The following is a 19,503-nucleotide window of genomic DNA, read 5'->3' as shown; positions in this document are numbered from 1 at the left end:
CACTGATACGGCGATGATGCTCGTCCCCTGCGCTCGTTCTTGCCTGCGATGACAGATTGGCAAGCGCGAGCGCAGAAGACCGTCAGAAGGGCGTTATGCCCAGGCGCTGCCGCCATTGAGGTGAAGCACCTCACCATTCATGTTGTTATTGCTCATCAGGAACAGTGCGGCCTGCGCATAATCCTCTCCCTCACCCAAGCGTTTCAACGGCAGGCTTTGCGCCACGGCTGCCACTTTTTGTGGGTCATTGCCCAGTGCTTTAAGCAGCATGGGAGTGCGCATGGGGCCCGGGTTGATGACGTTGATCCGACGGGGGGTCAGCTCGGTAACCAGACTGTGAGCCAGCGTTTCAACCGCGCCAGCTGCAACGGCAGGGAGTGCCTTACCTAGTTGTGGGCGGCGCGTCACCATCCCGGACGTGAGCACGATGGAGCCGCGTTCGGTCAGTTTGGGTGCTGCGGCGCGGATCGCATGAACACTTCCCCAGAAGCGGCTGTCCATGTTGATTTTCAAATCCTCGATGGCTGCGGTGAGAAAGCTGCCTGGTCGCATGACGGCGGCGGTGATGACGAGATGATCCAGTGATGTCAGCTGGTTGAAAAAGTGATTGACGGAGTCGACGTCGAGAATATCCAGTTGATGGCCACTGGCATTTGGGCCCAATTCAGCCAGTGCAGTGGCAAGCTGCTCACGGCTGGAACCGCCGATAATGACCTTGGCGCCTTGCTCGATTGCTTGCTGGGCGGTGGCCAGGCCAAGACCCGAGGTACCACCGATAATGACGATCTGTTGATTGTGCAGGGTGGAATGTTTCATGTAATGACCTCTCCATTATGTAGATACGATTTACATATTTGTAGCTGGATAGGGAAAGTCCAAGTATGAAAATTTATCAAGAGTGGTTGTTGCTGGCATGGGGAGGGGACCAACTCCACGTGGTCCGGATGCTGCCATCCGATTCGGAGTGTTTGATTTTCTGTTCAGTTGGAACCCGTGGAACGGAGGAGCGGCCAAATTATCATCTCTTGTCAGGCTGGGTATTTTTCACTCGCGCGGGTATAATGTCGCGCAATTTTGCTTTGACTCAGGCGAGAAGACCCATGTAACGCAACCCTCCTCCCTCTCTCCACCAGGTTGGCAAGACGCCAGCTGGCGTGGCTTTCGTTGCGTATACATGTGCCGTGAGCGGCATTCCGGATTTATTCCCACGGTGGCTGATGCCACCGCTCAATAGAAGAACGTTGAATTATGTCAGCTGAATTTCTGAGTGAAGTCTCCAAGAGACGCACTTTTGCGATCATTTCGCACCCGGATGCGGGTAAAACCACCATCACCGAGAAAGTCCTGTTGTTCGGACAGGCCATTCAGCGCGCCGGTACCGTCAAGGGCCGTGGCTCGGGCCAGCACGCCAAATCCGACTGGATGGAGATGGAGAAGCAGCGTGGTATCTCCATCACCACCTCGGTGATGCAGTTCCCCTATGCCGATTGTCTGGTCAACCTGCTCGATACCCCGGGTCACGAGGACTTCTCTGAAGATACCTACCGTACCCTGACCGCGGTCGACTGCTGCCTGATGGTCATCGATGCCGCCAAGGGTGTTGAAGACCGGACCCGCAAGCTGATGGAAGTGACCCGTCTGCGTGATACCCCTATCCTCACCTTCATGAACAAGCTGGACCGCGAAGTGCGCGATCCGATGGAAGTGATGGACGAGGTGGAGCGCGAGCTGAAGATCATGTGCGCCCCGATCACCTGGCCAATCGGCTGTGGCAAATCCTTCAAGGGTGTCTATCACCTCTACAAGGATGAGACCTATCTCTACCAGAGCGGTCAGGGCCACACCATTCAGGAGAAGCGTGTAGTCAAGGGGCTGAACAACCCGGATCTGGATGCCGCCGTCGGCGAAGATCTGGCCCGGCAGCTGCGTGACGAGCTGGAGCTGGTGCAGGGCGCCTCCCCCGAGTTCGATCACGATGCCTTTATCGCTGGCGAGATGACCCCGGTCTTCTTCGGTACTGCACTGGGTAACTTCGGTGTTGACCACATGCTGGATGGCCTGACTGACTGGGCGCCGTCTCCCATGCCGCGCAAGGCCGAGAGCCGCGAAGTGGTGGCGACCGAGGAGAAGTTCTCCGGCTTCGTGTTCAAGATCCAGGCAAACATGGATCCGAAGCACCGTGACCGTATCGCGTTTATGCGTATCGTGTCAGGTACTTACAGCAAGGGCATGAAGATGCGCCATGTGCGTATCGGCAAGGATGTGAACATCTCCGACGCCGTGACCTTTATGGCTGGTGACCGTGAGCAGGCGGAGGACGCCTTCGCCGGTGACATTATCGGTCTGCACAACCACGGTACCATCCAGATCGGTGACACCTTCACCCAGGGGGAAGATCTCAAGTTCACCGGTATCCCGAACTTTGCACCGGAACTGTTCCGCCGCATCCGCCTGCGCGATCCGCTCAAGCAGAAGCAGCTGCTCAAGGGGCTGGTCCAGCTCTCCGAAGAGGGCGCGGTACAGGTATTCCGTCCGCTTATAAGCAACGATCTCATCGTCGGTGCGGTCGGTGTGCTGCAGTTTGACGTGGTGGTCTCGCGCCTCAAGAGCGAATACAACGTCGAGGCCATCTACGAGGCGGTCAACGTCTCCACCGCCCGCTGGGTGGAAGGGACCGACGTCAAGAAGTTCGAAGAGTTCAAGCGCAAGAACGAGGTCAACCTGGCCCTCGATGGCGGTGACAACCTCACCTATATCGCACCGACCATGGTCAACCTGCGCCTGGCTCAGGAGCGCCACCCGGACGTTGAGTTCCGCCAGACTCGCGAGCACTGATACTGCTTACCAAATCCCGCCAGATGGCGGGATTTTTTTATGCATCAAGGAGAGGTGATGGTTGAATCGATGAATCCTGCCTGCTCGGCTCTGGCTGAGAGTTATCTGTTATCCCTGCCGGTGGCAGCACGGGCTCGTCATGTCTCAGCGGACTACTTCTGTGCTGATGCACACAATGCCAACCTCTGTGCCGCGCTGGTAGTAGCAGGCCGCAAGCGAGCAACCTGTAGCCTCGCTTACTGGTATCTGGAGAAGGGCGAGCGGATGCCGGAACAGGGGGACTTACTGGTGGTAACCGACTGGAGTGGTCTGCCCAAGGCTCTGGTTGAACTGGTGTCAGTCACCTTGTGTCCATTCGATGAGATTGATGCTGCGTTTGCCGCCGAGGAAGGGGAGGGAGATGGCTCTCTGGCTTGGTGGCACGAGGCGCACAAGGCCTTCTTCGAACGCGAGATGAAGGCGGAAGGGAGAGAATTTGATGAGCACGCCACGCTGGTGCTGGAGCGATTCCGGGTAGTGGCGCTGCCATAGTAAACAAAGCGGCAAGCAGGGGATACTTCTGCTTGCCGCTATCACTTTAGATCGCCAAGTCTAACACCATACAGATCTCGCAATCCCCGTGGCCGGTGCAGCCAAGGGGGCCGGGCAGGTGTTCAAAGCCCAGTGATTCGTAGAGGCTGGTGGCCTCGCGCAGTACTTCGGTGGTCTCCAGATAGCAGCGTCGATAGCCAAGGGTGCGCGCCTCGTCCAGCGCCTGCAACACCAGCCGCTTGCCAAGACCCAGTCCGCGCAGGGTGGGCATAAAGTACATCTTCTGCAGCTCGCAGACTCCCTCTTCTCCCGCCAATGGCGCGATACCGCCACCGCCGAGGATGGAACCGTCCGGCCCTTCGATGACCCAGTAGCGACTCTTCTCCCCCTGATAACTCTGGGAGAGGGTGTCGAGATTGGGATCGGATACCCCATAGCCCTTGTCGGCGGTGAGGCCATATTCGGCCGATACGGCACGGATCACCAAGGCGATCTGGGCATTGTCCGCCGCCGTGATGGGGCGGATCTGGTAACCCCGCTGGCGACGGGCGCGGGAGAGGGCGCTGCGATAGAGCCGCAGCCCTTGCCACAGCTGCTCCCGCTCGGGCAGGCTCAACTGCGCCAGCATCTCTTCCATCGCCCCGTCCATCTCCCGGTGCAACTCCAGCAGCATCCCTTGACCGTTGACGGTGAGGCGGGCCTCCTTGCTGCGGCCGTCGGAGGGGTGCGGGTGCCAGCTGATGAGCTCCCGCTCGGCGAGGCGTGCCAGCGGACGGCTGGCGTTGGATTTGTCGATGTGCAGCTTTTCTGCCAGCTGCTGGTTGGTGGCCGGGGCGTTTTCCAGCTCGATCAGCAGGTGAGCCTCGATGGGGGTGAGGGCCAGATTGCCGCACTGCTGGGAGAGCATGCCGAGTTCGCGAACCAGATCGCGCGACAGGGCGCGCAGGGGACGGGAATCCATATCGTGGTTTCCTTTTTAGTTGTGCATGACAACTAAAATAGCGTAAAAGTTGTAATTCGCAACCTTTTGCTGTGATGACTTGCAGAATATGGGGTGAGCGGCAGCCCCGTTGATTGGGCTGCCGCAGGTGGGACGGTCGTCAGGCGGCGGCTCTGATAGCCAGCTCCGGGCGGCGGGAGAAGCAGCGGGCGAGCAGCAGCATGGTGGCGACGCCTATGGTGCCCAGCACCAGCCAGGGGAGGGCCGGTTGTCCCTGTTGCAGCGAGAAGTCATAGAGGGAGCCGCCGCCCACATAGCCGGTCATGCCCCCCAGCGCCAGTCCGAGGCGGCTGAAGCCCATGTAGCTGCCGCGGGCTGTGGGGTTGGCCAGCCGGGTCATCAGGGTCTCCCGGGCCGGTTCACAGATGATGATCCCCAGATAGAAGCAGGCCAGCAGTACGAAGATGCCGGAGAGAGTGCTGACAAAGGCGACCAGCCCGATCCCCACCGTCATCAGCAGGATACCTGCCATCAGTCGGCTCTCCAGCCGATAGCGCCGTTCGCTGAAACGGGCGATAGGGTAGAGCAGCGCCAGTGACAGCGCCGTTTCAAGGCTGTACATCCAGCCCACTGCCGTGGTGGTGCCGGAGAGCTGCTTGACCAGAATGGGGAAAATCAGCATCACCTGTACCCACAGCATGTAGTAGCCGCTCAGGATCAGTACCAGTCGGCAGAAGGCGCGATCCGCCAGCACCTGTCCCAACCCTTCCCGCATCGGAGTGGGTTTGACCGAGAGGCGGTAGGCGGGCAGCAGGGTCCAGTTGCACAGGGCCGCCAGGGTGAAGAGCCCGGCGCCCAGCAGACAGACGTAGGTGAAGTCAAAGCGCAGCAGCCAGCTGCCGAGCAGGGCACCGGTGACGGCCCCTGCGCTCTCCAGCATCATCAGCAGGGAGATAAAGCGGCCCCGCTCATGGGGACGGGTAAATTTGATCACCAGTGCCGCCCGGGGCGGGTCGAACAGGCAACCGCCCAGTCCGGAGAGGAAGCAGGAGAAGATCAGCATGGCGCCACTGTCGGCCCAGGCCAGGGTGGCGAAACCCACCGCCCGTAACAACATGCCGGTGACGATGAGCGGGCGGGCGCCGAAACGGTCAGCGAGGGAGCCGCCAAAGATCCCCAGCCCCTGTTGGGTCAGCTGGCGCAGGCCGAGGGCCAGCCCCACCAGACCGGCCGCCCAGCCGAGTTGATCGACGAAGCGCAGGCTGATCATCGGCATCACCACAAAGAAACCCAGGATCACCAGTGTGGTATCCAGCGCCAGAAACCAGCGTCCCCAAAACCTCGCCCTATCGACCATAACGCCCTCTCATTCACAGATACCTTCATTCTGGAGAGGGTTTAGATATAGTGGTAGACGACAACTACCTATATTTCATATCAGGATTATTTATGTCTATGGATCTGGACGATCTGCAACTGCTGCTGGATGTGGCCGAGCTGGGCAGCTTCAGTCAGGCGGCAGCCATTCGTGGCTGGTCACAGCCGCTGGTGAGCCAGCGGATTGCCCAGCTGGAGGAGAGTCTCGGGGCGCCGCTGTTTCAGCGTCATCGGCGCGGGGTGACGCCGACCCGTGCCTGCGAGGAGTTTCTGCCATCAGCTCGCTCTGCGCTGGCGATCCTGAGCGAAGGGCGGCTGGCACTGCAGGGGGCGCCTGCGCTGCCTTGTATCCGTCTCTCCAGCCTGCCATCCCTCACTTCGGTGGTGTTTGGCTCGTTATTGATGGAGCTGGTGGACGAGCCGTTCGAGATCCGCTGCACCACGGATCACTCCGGCGAGATCATGCAGTCGCTGCTGACCGGGGAGGCCGATATCGGCTTTGTACTCAAGCGTCCGCCGGTTGCGGGCCTGCAGATGGAGCTGCTCTGCTGCTCCCCCATTATCGCTATCGCCTCGCCATTGCATCCGCTGGCCGGTTGTCACGGCCTCACCCTGGAGGATATTGCCGACCAGCGGCTGGCGCCTCAGGTATGGGGGCCGGGGTGTGACGTCTTTATCCAGCAGTTGCGGCGGCTGCGGCGGGCCGCCAGCCCCCTGCATGCGGTGCAGCCCGCCAGTGCGGCGCGGGATCTGGCGCTGGAACACGGGTTCATCACCCTGATGCCGGAGCTGGCCATCAAGCGGGATCTGGAGGTGGGGCGGCTGGTCAGGCTCGATGTGCGCAATCTGCCGCAGGAGCATTGGGATGTGATGATGGCGTGGCGAGGTGGCAAGCGGCCTAACCCGGCCCGGGAAACCGTGTTGGCCACCGCCCGCACGCTGGCGAAACGGTGGCGCAATGAGTAGAGCGATGCGGGACAAGGCCCGCATCGGGTGGATCAGTAGCTGGCCTTGAGGGTCACGCCACTGAACGCGGAAAACCCTGACAGCTGCACATGCCAGGTGCCAGCCTTGGGATTGGTGAACGAGCAGCTTTCGTTGTTACCGCCCTTGTAGGGGCGGCAGTCGTAACTGCTGCTGGTAGGGGCGCTGCCAAAGCGGACGTAGAGGTCGGCATCTCCGGTGCCGCCACTGCTGCTGATCTGCAGCGACCTGGTGCCCGCCGGTACGTTCAGGGTGTAGTTGAGCTTGCCACCCTTGCTGGCGGCGAGGTTGCTCACCGGCACGCCGTTTTGCAGCACGTTGTCGCTTGGTGGCGGCGTGGTGCCGCAGCTGGCATCGACCCCGACGGTCTGGAAGGCCCGTGCCACATCCGCCTGACGGTAACCCAGGTCGGCGGTCGCCCGGCTGACGCCGCAGGCCCCTTGTTGGTAGTTGGTGTTGGCGCCCCAGTAGAGGCGGTTGGCCAGCAAGAATACTTCAAATGCCTTGCGGGTGTTCCAGCCGCTGCTGGTGGCGAGCAGGTAGAAGGCGCGGTTGTAGACCCCGGAGCTGTGATGTACGTCCATCCCCTCCTGATAATCCGCGGCATGGCCGATGGATCTGCCATCCCGGGTCGGATCCTCGAAGTAGCGCAGGGAGCCGTTGCCCTTGAAGATCTGGGCGCCGACCAGCCAGTCGTTGCTCCCCTTCATGTAGAACTCGGCCGCTTCCCCCGCCATATCGGAGAAGGCCTCGTTGATGCCGCCGGATTGTCCTGAATAGATCAGCCCGGAGTTCTGCTCGGTAAAGCCGTGGCTCACCTCGTGGGCCGCCACATCGAGGCTCACCAGCGGGTGGAAGGTGGTGGCGCCGTCACCGAAGGTCATCTGGCTGCCATCCCAGAAGGCATTTTCGTAATTCTTGCTGTAGTGAACCCGCATCTTCAGTTTGAAGGTGAGGGGCGCCGTGTTGTACCAGTTGCGGTACATGTCGAACACCACGTTGCCGAAGTAGTGGGCGTCGTTGAGGGGCGAGTAGGCGCCGTTGATCTCCTTGACCCGGTTCTCCGGGCAGGTGAACTGGTGGATGGCGCCGCCAGAGGTGGCGTGGTTGAGGTTGATGGTATCGACGTTGGGGCTGGTCATCCGGCAGTTGTCATCCACGATGAGCGGACCAAAGTCGGTGCCGTAGACGTATTTGCCGGTCTTGATGTTGCCCCCCGGGCCGGTGGCATCCTTGTGGTTGATCCCCTCCCAGCGTTTGAGCTCCTCACCGCTCTGGGCATCAAGAACGACGAAGGGGCGGCTTGGCTTGTCACCTTCGGCGATGAAGGAGACCTGATAAACCAGCCGGGCCAGCCCGTTCTCATCCTGCATCACGTAGAGTTTGACCTGCTCGTTGCTCCCCTTGCTGCCCGCCTTGGCCTTGCTGGCGGCATCCTGTGGCGAGAGGGTGGCGACCGGACTTGCCACATCCTGATCGATCTGGCGCAGCATGCGCCCGCTGGCCTGTTGCAGCTGGCCGTTCAGGCTCTTGTCAGCCACGACGACCTGACCCATTACCGGGATGCCGTTCCAGATCTGCTCGTAGCGGATCCGCTGCTGGCCGTTGGGCAGCTTGACCACCCGCACCTGACGAAACTCGCCATCTTCCAGCTGCAATGTACCACTCGCGGCACTGAGGCCTGTCATGGCCCGGATGCCGTTTGCCGTTACGTTGATCTCTACCTCTTGCGCCGCCAGTGCGGCGCTTCCCCAGCAGGCCAGCGCAACGGCCAGATAAATTTTATTCATCTCTTCTTTCCTTAAATCGATGAGGTTGATAAACCGACCGAAGGTCGGGCGTTTTGAAGCTAGTGCCGGTGGGGGAAAGTGCCCCCTGTCAAAAGTGACAGCGCAGCACAAAGGGGTAGCAGGATCTGCCAAAGTGCCGTTTGGGGGTATTCGTCGGCGCCATGTGGAGAGCATTATCCGGTTTCAGACACCCACCCTCCTCTTTTGAGGGAGGAGAGATCGTGCGCTGTTACTCTCTGCTAAGCCTGCCGGAGGAGGGCCGTAAAAGTGGCTGGCGCGGCCAGTGGCGATTGGCTACATTGGGTGCTGGTTCGCGATTTGATCACTGATTTGAAAGGAGAATCCCATGTTTTCATGGCAGTTGGACGACGAGCTTGCGCTGCTCTTCTTGCAGCCCGATATGGCGAGCGAACTGTTTGCCCTCTGCAATGACAACCGGGAGTACCTCTCCCAGTGGCTACCTTGGCCGCCACTGATCCAGCGCCCCGTCGACAGCGCCCTCTTCATTCGCAGTGCCATCGAGAAGTTCGCCCGGGGCGAGGGGCTCACCACCACCATCGAGTATCAGGGGGAGGTGGTGGGGGTCATAGGTTACAACAGCATCGATCACGACCTTGGCAAGGTGGTCATCGGTTACTGGCTGGCGGAGCGCTGGCAGGGTAACGGCATCATCACCCGGGCCTGTCAGGCCCTGATCCACCACGCCTTCGAGGAGATGGGGATGGAGAAGGTGGAGATCAGCGCCGCCACCGATAACGAGCCCAGCAGGGCTGTTTGTGAACGGCTCGGGATGCAGCTGGAGGGGGTGACCCGGCGCGCAGAGCGACTGGGCAACCGGATTGTGGACCATGCCCACTACAGCTTGCTGCGCGATGAGTGGCTAAGACAGAGGGAGTCCTGATGTCGCTGCCACATATCAAGACGGCCCGCACCCACCTGACTATACTGTCGCCGGATCGGGCCCCCATGATGCTCGACTTCTACCGGCGCAACCGTGACCATCTCACCCCCTGGGAGCCGCTTCGGGACGAGCACTTTTACACCCTCTCTTACTGGCATGCCCGGCTGCAGGACAGCTACAGCCAGTTCTTCAACGGCACCGGCGTCAATCTGGTGGCCCTTGATCCGGCTGGCGAGCGGGTGATCGCCACCTGCAACTTCAGCAATATCCTGATGGGGGTCTTCAAGGCGTGTCATCTGGGCTATGCCATCGACCAGCAGCATCAGGGGCAGGGGGTGATGGGAGAGGTGCTGTCAGCCGCCATCGACTACCTGTTTCGGGAGCACGATCTGCATCGCATCATGGCTTGCTACATGCCTGCCAATCAGCGCAGCGGCGCCTTGTTGGAGCGGCTTGGCTTCGAGCGGGAGGGATTCGCGCGGGCGTATCTGATGATCAATGGTCGCTGGGAGGATCACATCCTCACCTCGCTGATTAATCCGGCTCCCTGATTGTCAGATAAAAAAACGGGCCCGAAGTTGCCTTCGGACCCGTCTTCGAATGAGGTGCAGGCTTAGTTGGCCTTGGCATCGCTCACTGCAGCTTCAACCTTGGTAGCGGCTTCGGTAGCAGCTTTTTCTACGGTTGCAGTCGCTTCGGAGGTGGCCTTCTCTACGGTAGAGGTGGCTTCGCTAGCGGCTTTTTCTACAGTGGCAGCAACTTCGGCGGCCGGAGCAGCAGCAGGAGCGGCAGCTTTTTCTTCTTTCTGACCGCAAGCAGTCAACATCAGACCCAGGATACCGGCTACCAGTACTTTGTTCATGTGCATTCCCTCAAATAAATATGGAGAGATGGTCTGTGCAACCATCACAGCGCCCACCGTTGCCCGGTATTGAAACAAGAAGCCGGGAGGCAGCAGGCGGGCGCAATATAGCCCCATTAGTTACCGATGAAAACGGATATCACAATGACATTTTTTCGTGCCGTGGATAAAAAGCTCCACTGCAACGACTGATATCAATACAAGATGCCGTTAAATGGCACTAATAGCACAATAAAACACCGCTTTGCTGCCATCTTGTGGCGGTTTAACAAGGTCAAGGCTGCTCAAGCGCGGCCGATGGCCCACACCTTAGTCAGACAGCTTCTGACAGGGCAGCCGTTTTCCCTCAAGGTGGCTCTGACGGGCCAGATCCAGCAGCGCCATCACCGCCAGCGCTTCACTTGCTGGCACCGGGTTGCTTTCCTCGCCCTTGATGGCGGCGCAGACACCGCGATAGTAGGCGCCATAATCCCCCGCCTCACCCACCACGCTCTGCTGCTGTAACTGACCATCGACAATGCGGCTGAGCTGACCGGGTTCGCTATCCATGCCCCAATCAGCTGCTGGTGGCCGCAAGCCCTGCTTGAGCTGATCTTCCTGCACATCCATACCGAATTTCACGAACGATCCCTGGCTGCCGTGAATGACAAAGCGCGGCATGGTGGCCGAGACCAGACAGCTGCCATGCAGAATAACCCGCAGAGCACCGTAACCCAGCACCACATGGAAGTAGTCGTCCGCCAGTGCGCCGGGGCGTTGCTCGGCCAGATCGGCCTGCAGCCAGTCCGGCTGGCCGAACAGCTGCAGCGCCTGATCCAGTACATGGGGGCCGAGATCGAACCAGAGGCCGGAACCCGGGCCACCTGCTTCGCGCCAGCGCTGGCGCACTTCGGGGCGATAGCGATCGAAATGGGATTCGAACTGGACGATCTGCCCCAGCGTCCCTTCGGCAATCAAACGGCACACGGTAAGGAAATCCCCGTCCCAACGGCGGTTGTGGAAGATACTGAGCAGCCGCTGCTGCTTTTCGGCCAGTTCGACCAGCGCTTGCGCTTCGGCCAGATCCAGTGCAAAGGGCTTGTCGATCACCACATGTTTGCCTGCCAGTAGCGCCTGGCGGGCGAGGGGAGCGTGGGTGTCGTTGGGGGTGGCGATCACCACCAGATCGACGGTCTCATCGCTCAGTACCTCCTCCAGTGAACCGACCCGGCAACCGGGCAGATCGGCCTGCACCTTGGCAGCATCGCTGCTGACTATCCAGCTCAGGGACAAGCCCGGCGTGGTGGAGAGGAAGGGGGCGTGGAAGGTCTTGCCTGCAAAGCCATAGCCCACCAGGGCTGCGTTGAGAGTGTGGCTCATCGGGAGTTCTCCGCTGACATCGAGTGAGTGGGGTTGCCATCGCCGGCTCTCTGCCGGATGGCCATATGCTGTAAAGGCGATACAAACGAGAAGGGGGCCGATGGCCCCCTGAGTATGCCCATCAGAGCACAGGATTTATTGCAAACACAAGCGGCGGCCGCGGCGGGTCATCAGCATCACCAGAGGCGGCAGCAGTAGCCACATATGCAGTGCCAGCTGGCTGAGCGGGTCGTGCATCAGGGCGCCGGTCAGACCAACCAGGGCGCCGGAGCCGCTCATCTGGAACAGGCCGAGCAGGGCGGCGGCGGTACCGGCGCAGTGGCCGAACGGTGCCAGCGCCATCCCGGCGGCCGAGCCCAGGATCATGGCAAAGCCGATGCTGGAGAGGAATACCGGCCCCATCATCGCCAGCGGATGTTCGATGTGCATCGCGAGGGTCAGGGTGATGGCCGAGAGCATCAGTACCAGCAGGCCGATACGCAGGGTGCGTCTTGGCCCTACCTTGGCAATAAAGCGCGGGGCCATGAAACAGGCCAGAATGTTAAGCGCAGCGTTGGCGGTAAACCAGTAGCTAAAGCCGCTCATATCCAGCCCCAGTTTCACCATCAGCTGCACCGGTGCGGCGGTGACATAAGCGAGGATCACCGCCATCGCCAGCATGCACAGCGCCGCGTTGAACAGGAAGCTGGGGGAGCGCAGTACCGGGCTGTAGCGAAACCAGCTGATGAGGGCGCCTTCGCTACGGGTCTCCTCCGGGCGGGTCTCCGGCATCCGCCACATCAGCCAGCTGCCGACGATGAGCGCATAACCGGCCATAAACCAGAAGTTGGCAGACCAGCCCGCCTTGGCGGTGAGCCAGCCACCGAGCAGGGGGGCCAGCGCAGGAATAAAGCAGATGGCGCCATTGAGATAGGAGATCATCTGGCCGCTCTTTTTCGGGCCATAGCTGTCACGTACCACCGAGAAGGCGGCGACCGAGGTAGCGCAGGCGCCGAAGCCCTGCAGCACTCGCGCCAGCATCAGTTCGCCGAGGCTGGCGGCAAAACCGGCCCCCAGCGCGCTCAGGCCATAGAGCAGCACGCCGCCCAGCGCGATGGGCTTGCGACCGTAGCGATCGGCCAGCGGGCCAACAAGCAGTTGCCCCAGCCCCATGCTGAACAGGAACCAGGTGATGGTGCCCTGCATCAGAGTTACTTCGGCGCCCAGTTGCTCGGCCATCTGCGGAATGGCGGGCAGGTAGATGTCGATAGCCAGCGGACTGAACAGCACCAGTAGTACGAGTAAAAGTATCAATGGCATCTGTCACCTCTTTAGTCAGCCAGGTTAATGAATTGGGGCGCGAGTCTACTGACTCACAGTAATGAATAGAAATGGTATTTAATCACTTTGGTTATTCCATTATGGAAACATGTATTAAAAAGCTGGTTATTCGATGGCGACAAATCCCCCGTAACCCCATCACAGCGGGTGTAATTGACGCTTTTACTAAACGCTTGCGCCGCATAGAATGCGCAGATTATTTTTGCGGAGGTGCTCGATGAACAAGCTTGTCCTGGCAACAGGTAACCAGAAAAAGGTGAAGGAATTGGCCGCCATGCTGGCCGATATGAAGATCCAGGTGATCCCACAGAGCGAGTTTGCGGTCTCCGATGCCGATGAGACCGGCACCACCTTCGTCGAGAATGCCATCATCAAGGCCCGCCACGCCGCCCGCATTACCGGTCTGCCCGCCGTGGCCGATGACTCCGGTCTGGAAGTCGATCTGCTGCAAGGGCGCCCCGGCGTTTACTCCGCCCGCTTTGCCGGTGTGGGTGCCGGCGACAAGGCCAATATCGAGAAGCTGCACGGTGAGCTGCAAGGTGCCCCCGAGTACCTGAAGAGCGCCCGCTTCTGGTGTGTGCTGGTCTATATGCGCCACGCCGACGATCCCACCCCCATCATCTGTCAGGCGAGCTGGGAAGGGATGATCATCGACGAGCCGCGCGGTCAACATGGCTTTGGCTATGACCCGGTATTCTTCGTGCCGGATCACGACTGCACCGCCGCCCAGATGCCAGCCGAGCTGAAAAACCAGCTGAGCCATCGTGGTCAGGCGCTGGCCAAGCTCAAAGCGGCGCTGGCTGCGGCGCACTGAGTCACTTAGCCACCTTGTCGGTTACACACGGTCAATTACACATAGTCATCTACAATGGGGGCCTTGAGCCCCCGTTTTATTGGAAGCCCCATGCTGCAACTGCCGCCGCTCTCTCTCTATATTCATGTGCCCTGGTGCGTCCAGAAGTGCCCTTACTGTGACTTCAACTCCCATGCCCAGAAGGGGGAGTTGCCTCACCTCGAATATGTCGCCGCCCTGCTGGAGGATCTGGATCAGGATCTGAAGTGGGCACAGGGGCGGCCGCTCTCCTCGATCTTTATCGGCGGCGGCACCCCCAGCCTGCTGACGGTGGAGGCGATGCAAGCCTTGCTGGACGGGGTTCGGGCCCGCATTCCGCTCACCGCAGATTGCGAGATCACCATGGAGGCCAACCCGGGCACGGTGGAGGCGGACAAGTTCGCCGGTTTCCAGCGCGCCGGCATCAACCGCATCTCCATCGGGGTGCAGAGCTTCCAGCAGGAGAAGCTGACCCGCCTAGGCCGCATTCACGGCCCGGAAGAGGCGCGCAAGGCGGCGGCACTGGCCCACGCCATCAAGTTGCCCACCTTCAATCTGGATCTGATGCACGGTCTGCCGGATCAGAGTCTGGATGACGCCCTTTACGACCTGCAGCAGGCTATCGACTGCGCCCCGCCGCACCTCTCCTGGTATCAGCTCACCATAGAGCCGAACACGGCGTTTGCCTCCAAACCGCCCAAACTGCCGGAAGATGACACCCTGTGGGACATCTATGAGCAGGGCCACGCCATGCTCACCGCCAGCGGTTATCGCCAGTACGAGATCTCGGCTTACGCCAAAGAGGGCTATCAGTGCCATCACAACCTCAACTACTGGCGCTTTGGTGACTATCTGGGGATTGGCTGTGGCGCCCATGGCAAGGTGACTGATCTTGCGGATCAGCAGATCCTGCGCACAGCCAAGGTGAAGCATCCGAAAGGGTATCTGGACAAGAGCCGTCCCTATCTGGACGAGCTGTGGCAGGTGACGGCAGACGATCTGCCGCTCGAATACTTTATGAACCGCTTCCGACTGTTTGAACCGGCCCCCAAGGCGGAGTTCGAGGCCTACACTGGCTTGCCGCTGGAACGGGTGGAGACGGTGCTCGCCATCGCACAGAGCAAGGAGCTTATCGAGGATCTGGGAGATAGCTGGCAGCTTACCTCCCTCGGTCATCGCTATCTCAACGTGCTGCTCGAACTGTTTATGGATGAGTGAAAACTGGCTCACGAGCTGGCTGCGAAGCCGTGATCAAGGTTCATGCGCTGCTCGGAAGCCTCACGTATATTTATACGCTCCGGTTCCTGCGCTGCTCTTCACCTCGCTGACAGCTTCTCGCAACAGGTCGTGAGGCAGTTTTGGCGAACCGTGTTTCGAGATAACAATCAGGGCGCCAATGGCGCCCTGACTGTTTATGGTCGGTAGAAACCCGCTCAGCAGCAGACGCGGATCATCAGCTGTTGGCCGGGCTCCCACCGCTTGCCAAATTTGGCCTTGCGCTGGTAACTCCCCTTGCCCTTCTTGTTGCGCTCGACCCGGTTGCGAAACAGGGGATCACAGAGCAGGGCGTGCAGATGGTTATCCTTTATCTCGCCGCGCTGGTGGGCATAGTTGCCCCCTTGCGCATGCTCCTCACGGGGGAGGGTGGGTTGGTCGACCCGAATCTTGGCCATGATGGCTCCTCTTCTTTTCTCTTGGTGTGTTGACTCTTGTGTCTGGATGGTGGTTTTCGCTGCGGGTGCCTGTGCAGGCTAGCGCCCGGCAACCGGATGCACTTGCACCGGTTAAAAACTCGGCGATTTTGTCACCAAATCGCCGCCGGAGCAATGCGTCGGGCGCGCCGAGTCAGTCACACTGAGCTAGGCACGCTCAGTCAGGCATACCACGTCAGCCGTGAACCGGGTCATGCTGGTCGTGGCTGTGGTGCTCGTGATGGGCAGGGGCGCCAGATTCCAGCGTCTCGAGGATGGCGCAGTGCTCCGCCGAGCGCGGCCCGCCGCAGCAGATATTGGAGAGCTCGCGCAGGTTGTCGCGAAAGCGGGTCAGTTCGATGATCTTCTGCTCCACCTGGGCCAGCTTGGTGTCGGCCACTGCTTTCACCTCCTGGCAGGTGACTTTGGCCTTGTTGGTATCGAGGTCGAGCAGCTCGCCGATATCGGCCAGCGAGAATCCCACCGACTTGGCGCGGATAATAAACTCCAGCCGCCGCTTGTCCTGTTCACTGTAGAGGCGGTAGCCGGATTCGTTGCGGATCCCCGGTGAGATAAGCCCGTTCTTCTCGTAAAAACGCAGGGTATCTGCCTTGACCCCGCACGCCTTGGCCAGTTCACCGATCCGATACATGCTCTCTCTCCCCTTGAATGTATGCCGCCACAAAAACCGGAATCCACTATCACCCCTTTGCCCATGGATTGCCAGCCAAGGGCATAAAAGGGGCAGATAAACATCTCCTGGCGACCCTTTTTCCCATAAAACACTGAAAGTGCAAACGTTTCGAGAAAATCAAGTGGAAAACGTTTAACGCCGCGCCAAATAAGGCTTTGCTGTTTCAAAAAATCCACCACAGGTCACATTTTTTGTGTAGAATACGCGCCCATAACAGAGCGCCGCACCAAGCGGGCATTTCCTAAAACGCTTTTGCCGGATGCCGGGGCGAGAGTGGTTTGCGAAATCCCCCACTTCCATTTATTTGGGGACTCTCTGTGTTGAGCCTCGCCTCCCATGGAACGGTCCCCGTTATGTTGAGGACGATAGTGTGATGGAACAAGCTCGACCCATTCGCCGTGCACTGCTGAGTGTGTCTGACAAAACCGGCATTCTGGAATTTGCCAAGGCACTCAACGAGCGTGGTGTTGCCCTGCTCTCCACGGGCGGTACCGCCAAGCTGCTTGGCGAGGCGGGTCTGCCGGTGACCGAGGTCTCTGACTACACGGGTTTCCCTGAAATGATGGATGGCCGGGTCAAGACCCTGCATCCCAAGGTTCATGGCGGCATCCTCGGTCGTCGGGATCAGGATGACGCCATCATGGCCCAGCACGCTATCTCCCCCATCGACATGGTTGTCGTCAACCTCTACCCCTTTGCTGCCACCGTAGCCAAAGCGGGTTGCACTCTGGCCGATGCGGTCGAGAACATCGATATTGGCGGCCCGACCATGGTGCGCTCTGCCGCCAAAAACCATAAAGATGTCGCTATCGTCGTCAAAGCTGCTGACTATGATCGGGTTATTCGTGAGATGGATGCCAACGGCAACAGCCTGAAACTGGCGACCCGTTTCGATCTGGCCATCGCCGCCTTCGAGCACACTGCTGCTTACGACGGCATGATCGCCAACTACTTCGGCACCATGGTTCCTTCCTACGGTGACAACAAGGAGGGTGACGAGGAGTCCCGCTTCCCGCGCACCTTCAACAGCCAGTTCATCAAGAAGCAGGACATGCGCTACGGTGAGAACAGCCATCAGGCTGCCGCTTTCTATGCCGAGGAGCATGCTGCTCCGGGTTCTGTCTCCAGCGCTATCCAGCTGCAGGGCAAGGCGCTCTCCTACAACAACATCGCCGATACCGATGCGGCGCTGGAGTGTGTCAAGGAGTTCGACGAGCCGGCCTGCGTCATCGTCAAGCATGCCAACCCCTGCGGTGTGGCCATCGGTAACGACCTGCTGAGTGCCTACGATCGCGCTTACCAGACCGACCCCACCTCCGCCTTTGGCGGCATCATCGCCTTCAACCGCGAGCTGGATGGCGCCACTGCCGCTGCCATCGTTGCCCGCCAGTTTGTCGAAGTGATCATCGCCCCCACCGTCAGCCAGGAGGCCCGCGATGCGGTCGCTGCCAAGCAGAACGTGCGTCTGCTCGAATGCGGTCAGTGGACGGCACCGGCGCAAGGCTTTGACCTCAAGCGCGTCAACGGCGGCCTGCTGGTACAGGAGCGGGATCTCGGCATGGTGACGCTGGGTGATCTGACCGTGGTCAGCAAGCGCCAGCCGACCGAGGCAGAGCTGCAAGATCTGCTGTTCTGCTGGAAAGTGGCCAAGTTCGTCAAATCCAACGCCATCGTCTACGCCAAAGATGGCCAGACCATCGGCGTCGGTGCAGGCCAGATGAGCCGTGTTTATTCGGCCAAAATCGCCGGTATCAAGGCGGCGGATGAAGGGCTGACCGTGGCGGGCTCCGTGATGGCCTCCGATGCCTTCTTCCCGTTCCGCGACGGTATCGATGCTGCCGCGCAGGCCGGTATCTCCTGCGTGATCCAGCCGGGTGGCTCGATGCGCGATCAGGAGGTAATCGACGCCGCCGACGAACACGGCATGTGCATGGTGTTCACCAACATGCGCCATTTCCGTCATTGATGGGTCAGGGGCTGCCGATGGCGGCCCTTTTGTTGTCTCTTTTCAACTGACTATTTCCACTGACTGACGGCCTGGGTGGCCGTCCAGTGACCACAAATAGAAGCGAGCGATACGATGAAAGTACTGATCATTGGCAACGGTGGCCGCGAACACGCTCTGGCCTGGAAGGCCAAACACTCCCCACTGGTACGTCACGTTTTTGTGGCGCCGGGCAACGCAGGCACCCAGCTTGAGCCGGGTGTCGAGAACGTCGCCATCGAGGCGACCGATATCGAAGGGTTGCTGGCCTTTGTCAAAGAGAAGCAGGTCGGCCTCACCATCGTCGGGCCGGAAGCGCCGCTGGTGAAAGGGGTGGTGGATGCCTTCCGCGCCGCCGGTCAGCCCATCTTTGGCCCGACCGCTGCCGCTGCCCAGCTGGAAGGCTCCAAGGCTTTCACCAAGGATTTCCTGGCCCGTCACGCCATCCCGACCGCCGAGTACCAGAACTTCACCGAAGTGGAGCCTGCGCTCGCTTATCTGCGCGAGAAGGGCGCCCCCATCGTCATCAAGGCCGATGGTCTGGCGGCGGGCAAGGGGGTGATTGTCGCCATGACCTTGCCGGAGGCGGAAGACGCGGTGCGCGACATGCTCTCCGGCAATGCCTTTGGCGAAGCGGGCTCCCGGGTGGTGATTGAGGAGTTTCTGGAGGGTGAAGAGGCGAGCTTCATCGTCATGGTCGATGGCGAGCACGTGCTGCCGATGGCCACCAGTCAGGATCACAAGCGGGTTGGCGACGGTGATACCGGCCTCAACACCGGCGGCATGGGGGCTTACTCCCCGGCGCCGGTAGTGACCGCCGAGGTACATCGACGCGTGATGGAGCAGGTGATCATGCCGACCGTGCGAGGAATGGCGGCCGAGGGCAACGTCTACACCGGTTTCCTCTACGCCGGTCTGATGATCGACGGTGCAGGCAATCCCAAGGTGATCGAGTTCAACTGCCGCTTTGGTGATCCCGAGACCCAGCCCATCATGCTGCGGATGCAATCCGATCTGGTGGAGCTCTGCCTGGCCGCTTGCGCAGGCAAGCTGGATCAGAAAGAGGCCATTTATGATCCCCGCGCGGCTATCGGCGTGGTGTTGGCGGCGGGAGGCTATCCCGGCGATTACAGCACCAACCACCCCATCAGCGGCTTGCCGGTGGATGAAGTGGCGGGTGAGAAGGTGTTCCATGCCGGTACCCGCCTGGAGGGCGATACCAGCCTGACCGCTGGCGGCCGCGTGTTGTGCGCAACCGCCCTCGGCCATACTGTGGTAGAAGCCCAGCAGCGTGCCTATCAGCTCGCTGGCCGCATCAAGTGGGATGGCGTCTTCTACCGCAAGGATATCGGCTGGCGCGCCATTGCTCGCGAACAGGAGTAACTGACGCCAGCAAATGGCCA

18 protein-coding genes are annotated in these 19,503 nt (G+C 60.3%); 9 read left to right on the top strand and 9 right to left on the bottom strand.

The features are described 5' to 3' along the window. Positions 1 to 93: 93 nt before the first annotated feature. Complete coding sequence (locus AB5Z02_RS16590) at positions 94 to 816, bottom strand: SDR family oxidoreductase (RefSeq protein ID WP_368216495.1); 723 nt, start codon at positions 814 to 816, stop codon at positions 94 to 96. Between the two features lie 429 nt (positions 817 to 1,245). Here AB5Z02_RS16590 and prfC point away from each other — a divergent pair, with 429 nt between their 5' ends. Both prfC and AB5Z02_RS16580 read left to right on the top strand, forming a co-directional pair. Beyond that, a complete protein-coding gene (gene prfC, locus AB5Z02_RS16585) occupies positions 1,246 to 2,835 on the top strand; it encodes a peptide chain release factor 3 (protein ID WP_085942070.1) in 1,590 nt (529 codons plus the stop codon). Between the two features lie 57 nt (positions 2,836 to 2,892). Further along, positions 2,893 to 3,366, top strand: coding sequence for an ASCH domain-containing protein (locus AB5Z02_RS16580; RefSeq protein ID WP_088870136.1), 474 nt, complete (start codon positions 2,893 to 2,895; stop codon positions 3,364 to 3,366). A 46-nt stretch (positions 3,367 to 3,412) separates the two neighbouring features. Here AB5Z02_RS16580 and AB5Z02_RS16575 read toward each other — a convergent pair whose 3' ends face one another. Together AB5Z02_RS16575 and mdtH are read right to left on the bottom strand one after the other, a co-directional pair. Next, positions 3,413 to 4,327, bottom strand: a complete 915-nt coding sequence (locus AB5Z02_RS16575) for a GNAT family N-acetyltransferase (protein ID WP_368216494.1) — start codon at positions 4,325 to 4,327, stop codon at positions 3,413 to 3,415. 139 nt (positions 4,328 to 4,466) lie between these two features. After that, complete coding sequence (mdtH, locus tag AB5Z02_RS16570) at positions 4,467 to 5,663, bottom strand: multidrug efflux MFS transporter MdtH (RefSeq protein WP_005340523.1); 1,197 nt, start codon at positions 5,661 to 5,663, stop codon at positions 4,467 to 4,469. A gap of 92 nt (positions 5,664 to 5,755) precedes the next feature. Here mdtH and AB5Z02_RS16565 point away from each other — a divergent pair, with 92 nt between their 5' ends. After that, positions 5,756 to 6,649 (top strand): LysR family transcriptional regulator, encoded by an 894-nt coding sequence (locus AB5Z02_RS16565; protein WP_005349020.1) that lies wholly within the window; start codon positions 5,756 to 5,758, stop codon positions 6,647 to 6,649. A 32-nt stretch (positions 6,650 to 6,681) separates the two neighbouring features. Here AB5Z02_RS16565 and AB5Z02_RS16560 read toward each other — a convergent pair whose 3' ends face one another. Continuing rightward, complete coding sequence (locus tag AB5Z02_RS16560; RefSeq protein WP_368216493.1) at positions 6,682 to 8,457, bottom strand: M4 family metallopeptidase; 1,776 nt, start codon at positions 8,455 to 8,457, stop codon at positions 6,682 to 6,684. Between the two features lie 346 nt (positions 8,458 to 8,803). Between AB5Z02_RS16560 and AB5Z02_RS16555 the strand changes: the two genes are divergently transcribed. Together AB5Z02_RS16555 and rimJ are read left to right on the top strand one after the other, a co-directional pair. Then, a complete protein-coding gene (locus tag AB5Z02_RS16555; RefSeq protein WP_270820643.1) occupies positions 8,804 to 9,358 on the top strand; it encodes a GNAT family N-acetyltransferase in 555 nt (184 codons plus the stop codon). Further along, positions 9,358 to 9,909, top strand: a complete 552-nt coding sequence (gene rimJ / locus AB5Z02_RS16550) for a ribosomal protein S5-alanine N-acetyltransferase (protein ID WP_252656070.1) — start codon at positions 9,358 to 9,360, stop codon at positions 9,907 to 9,909. The genes AB5Z02_RS16555 and rimJ overlap by 1 nt, the downstream gene beginning before the upstream one ends. A 62-nt stretch (positions 9,910 to 9,971) precedes the next feature. Here rimJ and AB5Z02_RS16545 read toward each other — a convergent pair whose 3' ends face one another. The 3 genes from AB5Z02_RS16545 to AB5Z02_RS16535 all read right to left on the bottom strand — a co-directional run bounded on the left by AB5Z02_RS16545 (position 9,972) and on the right by AB5Z02_RS16535 (position 12,878). Then, complete coding sequence (locus AB5Z02_RS16545) at positions 9,972 to 10,220, bottom strand: hypothetical protein (RefSeq protein ID WP_005340533.1); 249 nt, start codon at positions 10,218 to 10,220, stop codon at positions 9,972 to 9,974. Positions 10,221 to 10,529: 309 nt separating this feature from the next. Further along, positions 10,530 to 11,579, bottom strand: a complete 1,050-nt coding sequence (locus AB5Z02_RS16540; protein WP_368216492.1) for an oxidoreductase — start codon at positions 11,577 to 11,579, stop codon at positions 10,530 to 10,532. 135 nt (positions 11,580 to 11,714) lie between these two features. Further along, entirely contained in the window at positions 11,715 to 12,878 is a 1,164-nt protein-coding gene (locus tag AB5Z02_RS16535) for a multidrug effflux MFS transporter (protein ID WP_368216491.1), read from the bottom strand. 238 nt (positions 12,879 to 13,116) lie between these two features. On the opposite strand from AB5Z02_RS16535, the gene rdgB reads away from it, so the two are divergent. Together rdgB and hemW are read left to right on the top strand one after the other, a co-directional pair. After that, positions 13,117 to 13,713 (top strand): RdgB/HAM1 family non-canonical purine NTP pyrophosphatase, encoded by a 597-nt coding sequence (gene rdgB, locus AB5Z02_RS16530; RefSeq protein ID WP_368216490.1) that lies wholly within the window; start codon positions 13,117 to 13,119, stop codon positions 13,711 to 13,713. 90 nt (positions 13,714 to 13,803) lie between these two features. Next, the gene (gene hemW / locus AB5Z02_RS16525; protein WP_368216489.1) at positions 13,804 to 14,949 is read left to right on the top strand and encodes a radical SAM family heme chaperone HemW; all 1,146 of its coding nucleotides are present in this window, start codon (positions 13,804 to 13,806) and stop codon (positions 14,947 to 14,949) included. A 215-nt stretch (positions 14,950 to 15,164) separates the two neighbouring features. Here the strand turns inward: hemW and AB5Z02_RS16520 are convergent, their stop codons facing one another. Both AB5Z02_RS16520 and zntR read right to left on the bottom strand, forming a co-directional pair. Further along, positions 15,165 to 15,404 carry an alternative ribosome-rescue factor A gene (locus tag AB5Z02_RS16520; RefSeq protein WP_368216488.1) on the bottom strand — a complete coding sequence of 80 codons (240 nt, stop codon included), beginning with the start codon at positions 15,402 to 15,404 and terminating at the stop codon, positions 15,165 to 15,167. A 214-nt stretch (positions 15,405 to 15,618) separates the two neighbouring features. Continuing rightward, entirely contained in the window at positions 15,619 to 16,074 is a 456-nt protein-coding gene (gene zntR / locus AB5Z02_RS16515) for a Zn(2+)-responsive transcriptional regulator (RefSeq protein WP_005341244.1), read from the bottom strand. 415 nt (positions 16,075 to 16,489) lie between these two features. On the opposite strand from zntR, the gene purH reads away from it, so the two are divergent. Further along, on the top strand, positions 16,490 to 18,082 hold the full coding sequence (gene purH, locus AB5Z02_RS16510) for a bifunctional phosphoribosylaminoimidazolecarboxamide formyltransferase/IMP cyclohydrolase (RefSeq protein WP_042084461.1): 1,593 nt from the start codon (positions 16,490 to 16,492) through the stop codon (positions 18,080 to 18,082). 114 nt (positions 18,083 to 18,196) lie between these two features. Continuing rightward, complete coding sequence (gene purD / locus AB5Z02_RS16505) at positions 18,197 to 19,483, top strand: phosphoribosylamine--glycine ligase (RefSeq protein ID WP_368216487.1); 1,287 nt, start codon at positions 18,197 to 18,199, stop codon at positions 19,481 to 19,483. Positions 19,484 to 19,503: the final 20 nt, after the last annotated feature.

This window comes from Aeromonas sp. R2-3, from assembly GCF_040908375.1.
Lineage (GTDB): Bacteria > Pseudomonadota > Gammaproteobacteria > Enterobacterales > Aeromonadaceae > Aeromonas > Aeromonas veronii.
The sequence above is the reverse complement of the archived record's forward strand: the minus strand, read 5'-3'. Positions and strand labels throughout refer to the sequence as shown.

Bases quoted from the DNA above. Each gene is read 5' to 3' on its own strand.
- AB5Z02_RS16555 (WP_270820643.1), top strand. From the start codon at position 8,804: ATGTTTTCATGGCAGTTGGACGACGAGCTTGCGCTGCTCTTCTTGCAG.
- purD (WP_368216487.1), top strand. From the start codon at position 18,197: ATGAAAGTACTGATCATTGGCAACGGTGGCCGCGAACACGCTCTGGCC.
- AB5Z02_RS16520 (WP_368216488.1), bottom strand. From the start codon at position 15,404: ATGGCCAAGATTCGGGTCGACCAACCCACCCTCCCCCGTGAGGAGCAT.
- rimJ (WP_252656070.1), top strand. From the start codon at position 9,358: ATGTCGCTGCCACATATCAAGACGGCCCGCACCCACCTGACTATACTG.
- mdtH (WP_005340523.1), bottom strand. From the start codon at position 5,663: ATGGTCGATAGGGCGAGGTTTTGGGGACGCTGGTTTCTGGCGCTGGAT.
- AB5Z02_RS16565 (WP_005349020.1), top strand. From the start codon at position 5,756: ATGTCTATGGATCTGGACGATCTGCAACTGCTGCTGGATGTGGCCGAG.
- AB5Z02_RS16575 (WP_368216494.1), bottom strand. From the start codon at position 4,327: ATGGATTCCCGTCCCCTGCGCGCCCTGTCGCGCGATCTGGTTCGCGAA.
- rdgB (WP_368216490.1), top strand. From the start codon at position 13,117: ATGAACAAGCTTGTCCTGGCAACAGGTAACCAGAAAAAGGTGAAGGAA.
- purH (WP_042084461.1), top strand. From the start codon at position 16,490: ATGGAACAAGCTCGACCCATTCGCCGTGCACTGCTGAGTGTGTCTGAC.
- AB5Z02_RS16580 (WP_088870136.1), top strand. From the start codon at position 2,893: ATGGTTGAATCGATGAATCCTGCCTGCTCGGCTCTGGCTGAGAGTTAT.
- AB5Z02_RS16545 (WP_005340533.1), bottom strand. From the start codon at position 10,220: ATGAACAAAGTACTGGTAGCCGGTATCCTGGGTCTGATGTTGACTGCT.
- AB5Z02_RS16590 (WP_368216495.1), bottom strand. From the start codon at position 816: ATGAAACATTCCACCCTGCACAATCAACAGATCGTCATTATCGGTGGT.
- zntR (WP_005341244.1), bottom strand. From the start codon at position 16,074: ATGTATCGGATCGGTGAACTGGCCAAGGCGTGCGGGGTCAAGGCAGAT.
- AB5Z02_RS16535 (WP_368216491.1), bottom strand. From the start codon at position 12,878: ATGCCATTGATACTTTTACTCGTACTACTGGTGCTGTTCAGTCCGCTG.
- AB5Z02_RS16560 (WP_368216493.1), bottom strand. From the start codon at position 8,457: ATGAATAAAATTTATCTGGCCGTTGCGCTGGCCTGCTGGGGAAGCGCC.
- AB5Z02_RS16540 (WP_368216492.1), bottom strand. From the start codon at position 11,579: ATGAGCCACACTCTCAACGCAGCCCTGGTGGGCTATGGCTTTGCAGGC.
- hemW (WP_368216489.1), top strand. From the start codon at position 13,804: ATGCTGCAACTGCCGCCGCTCTCTCTCTATATTCATGTGCCCTGGTGC.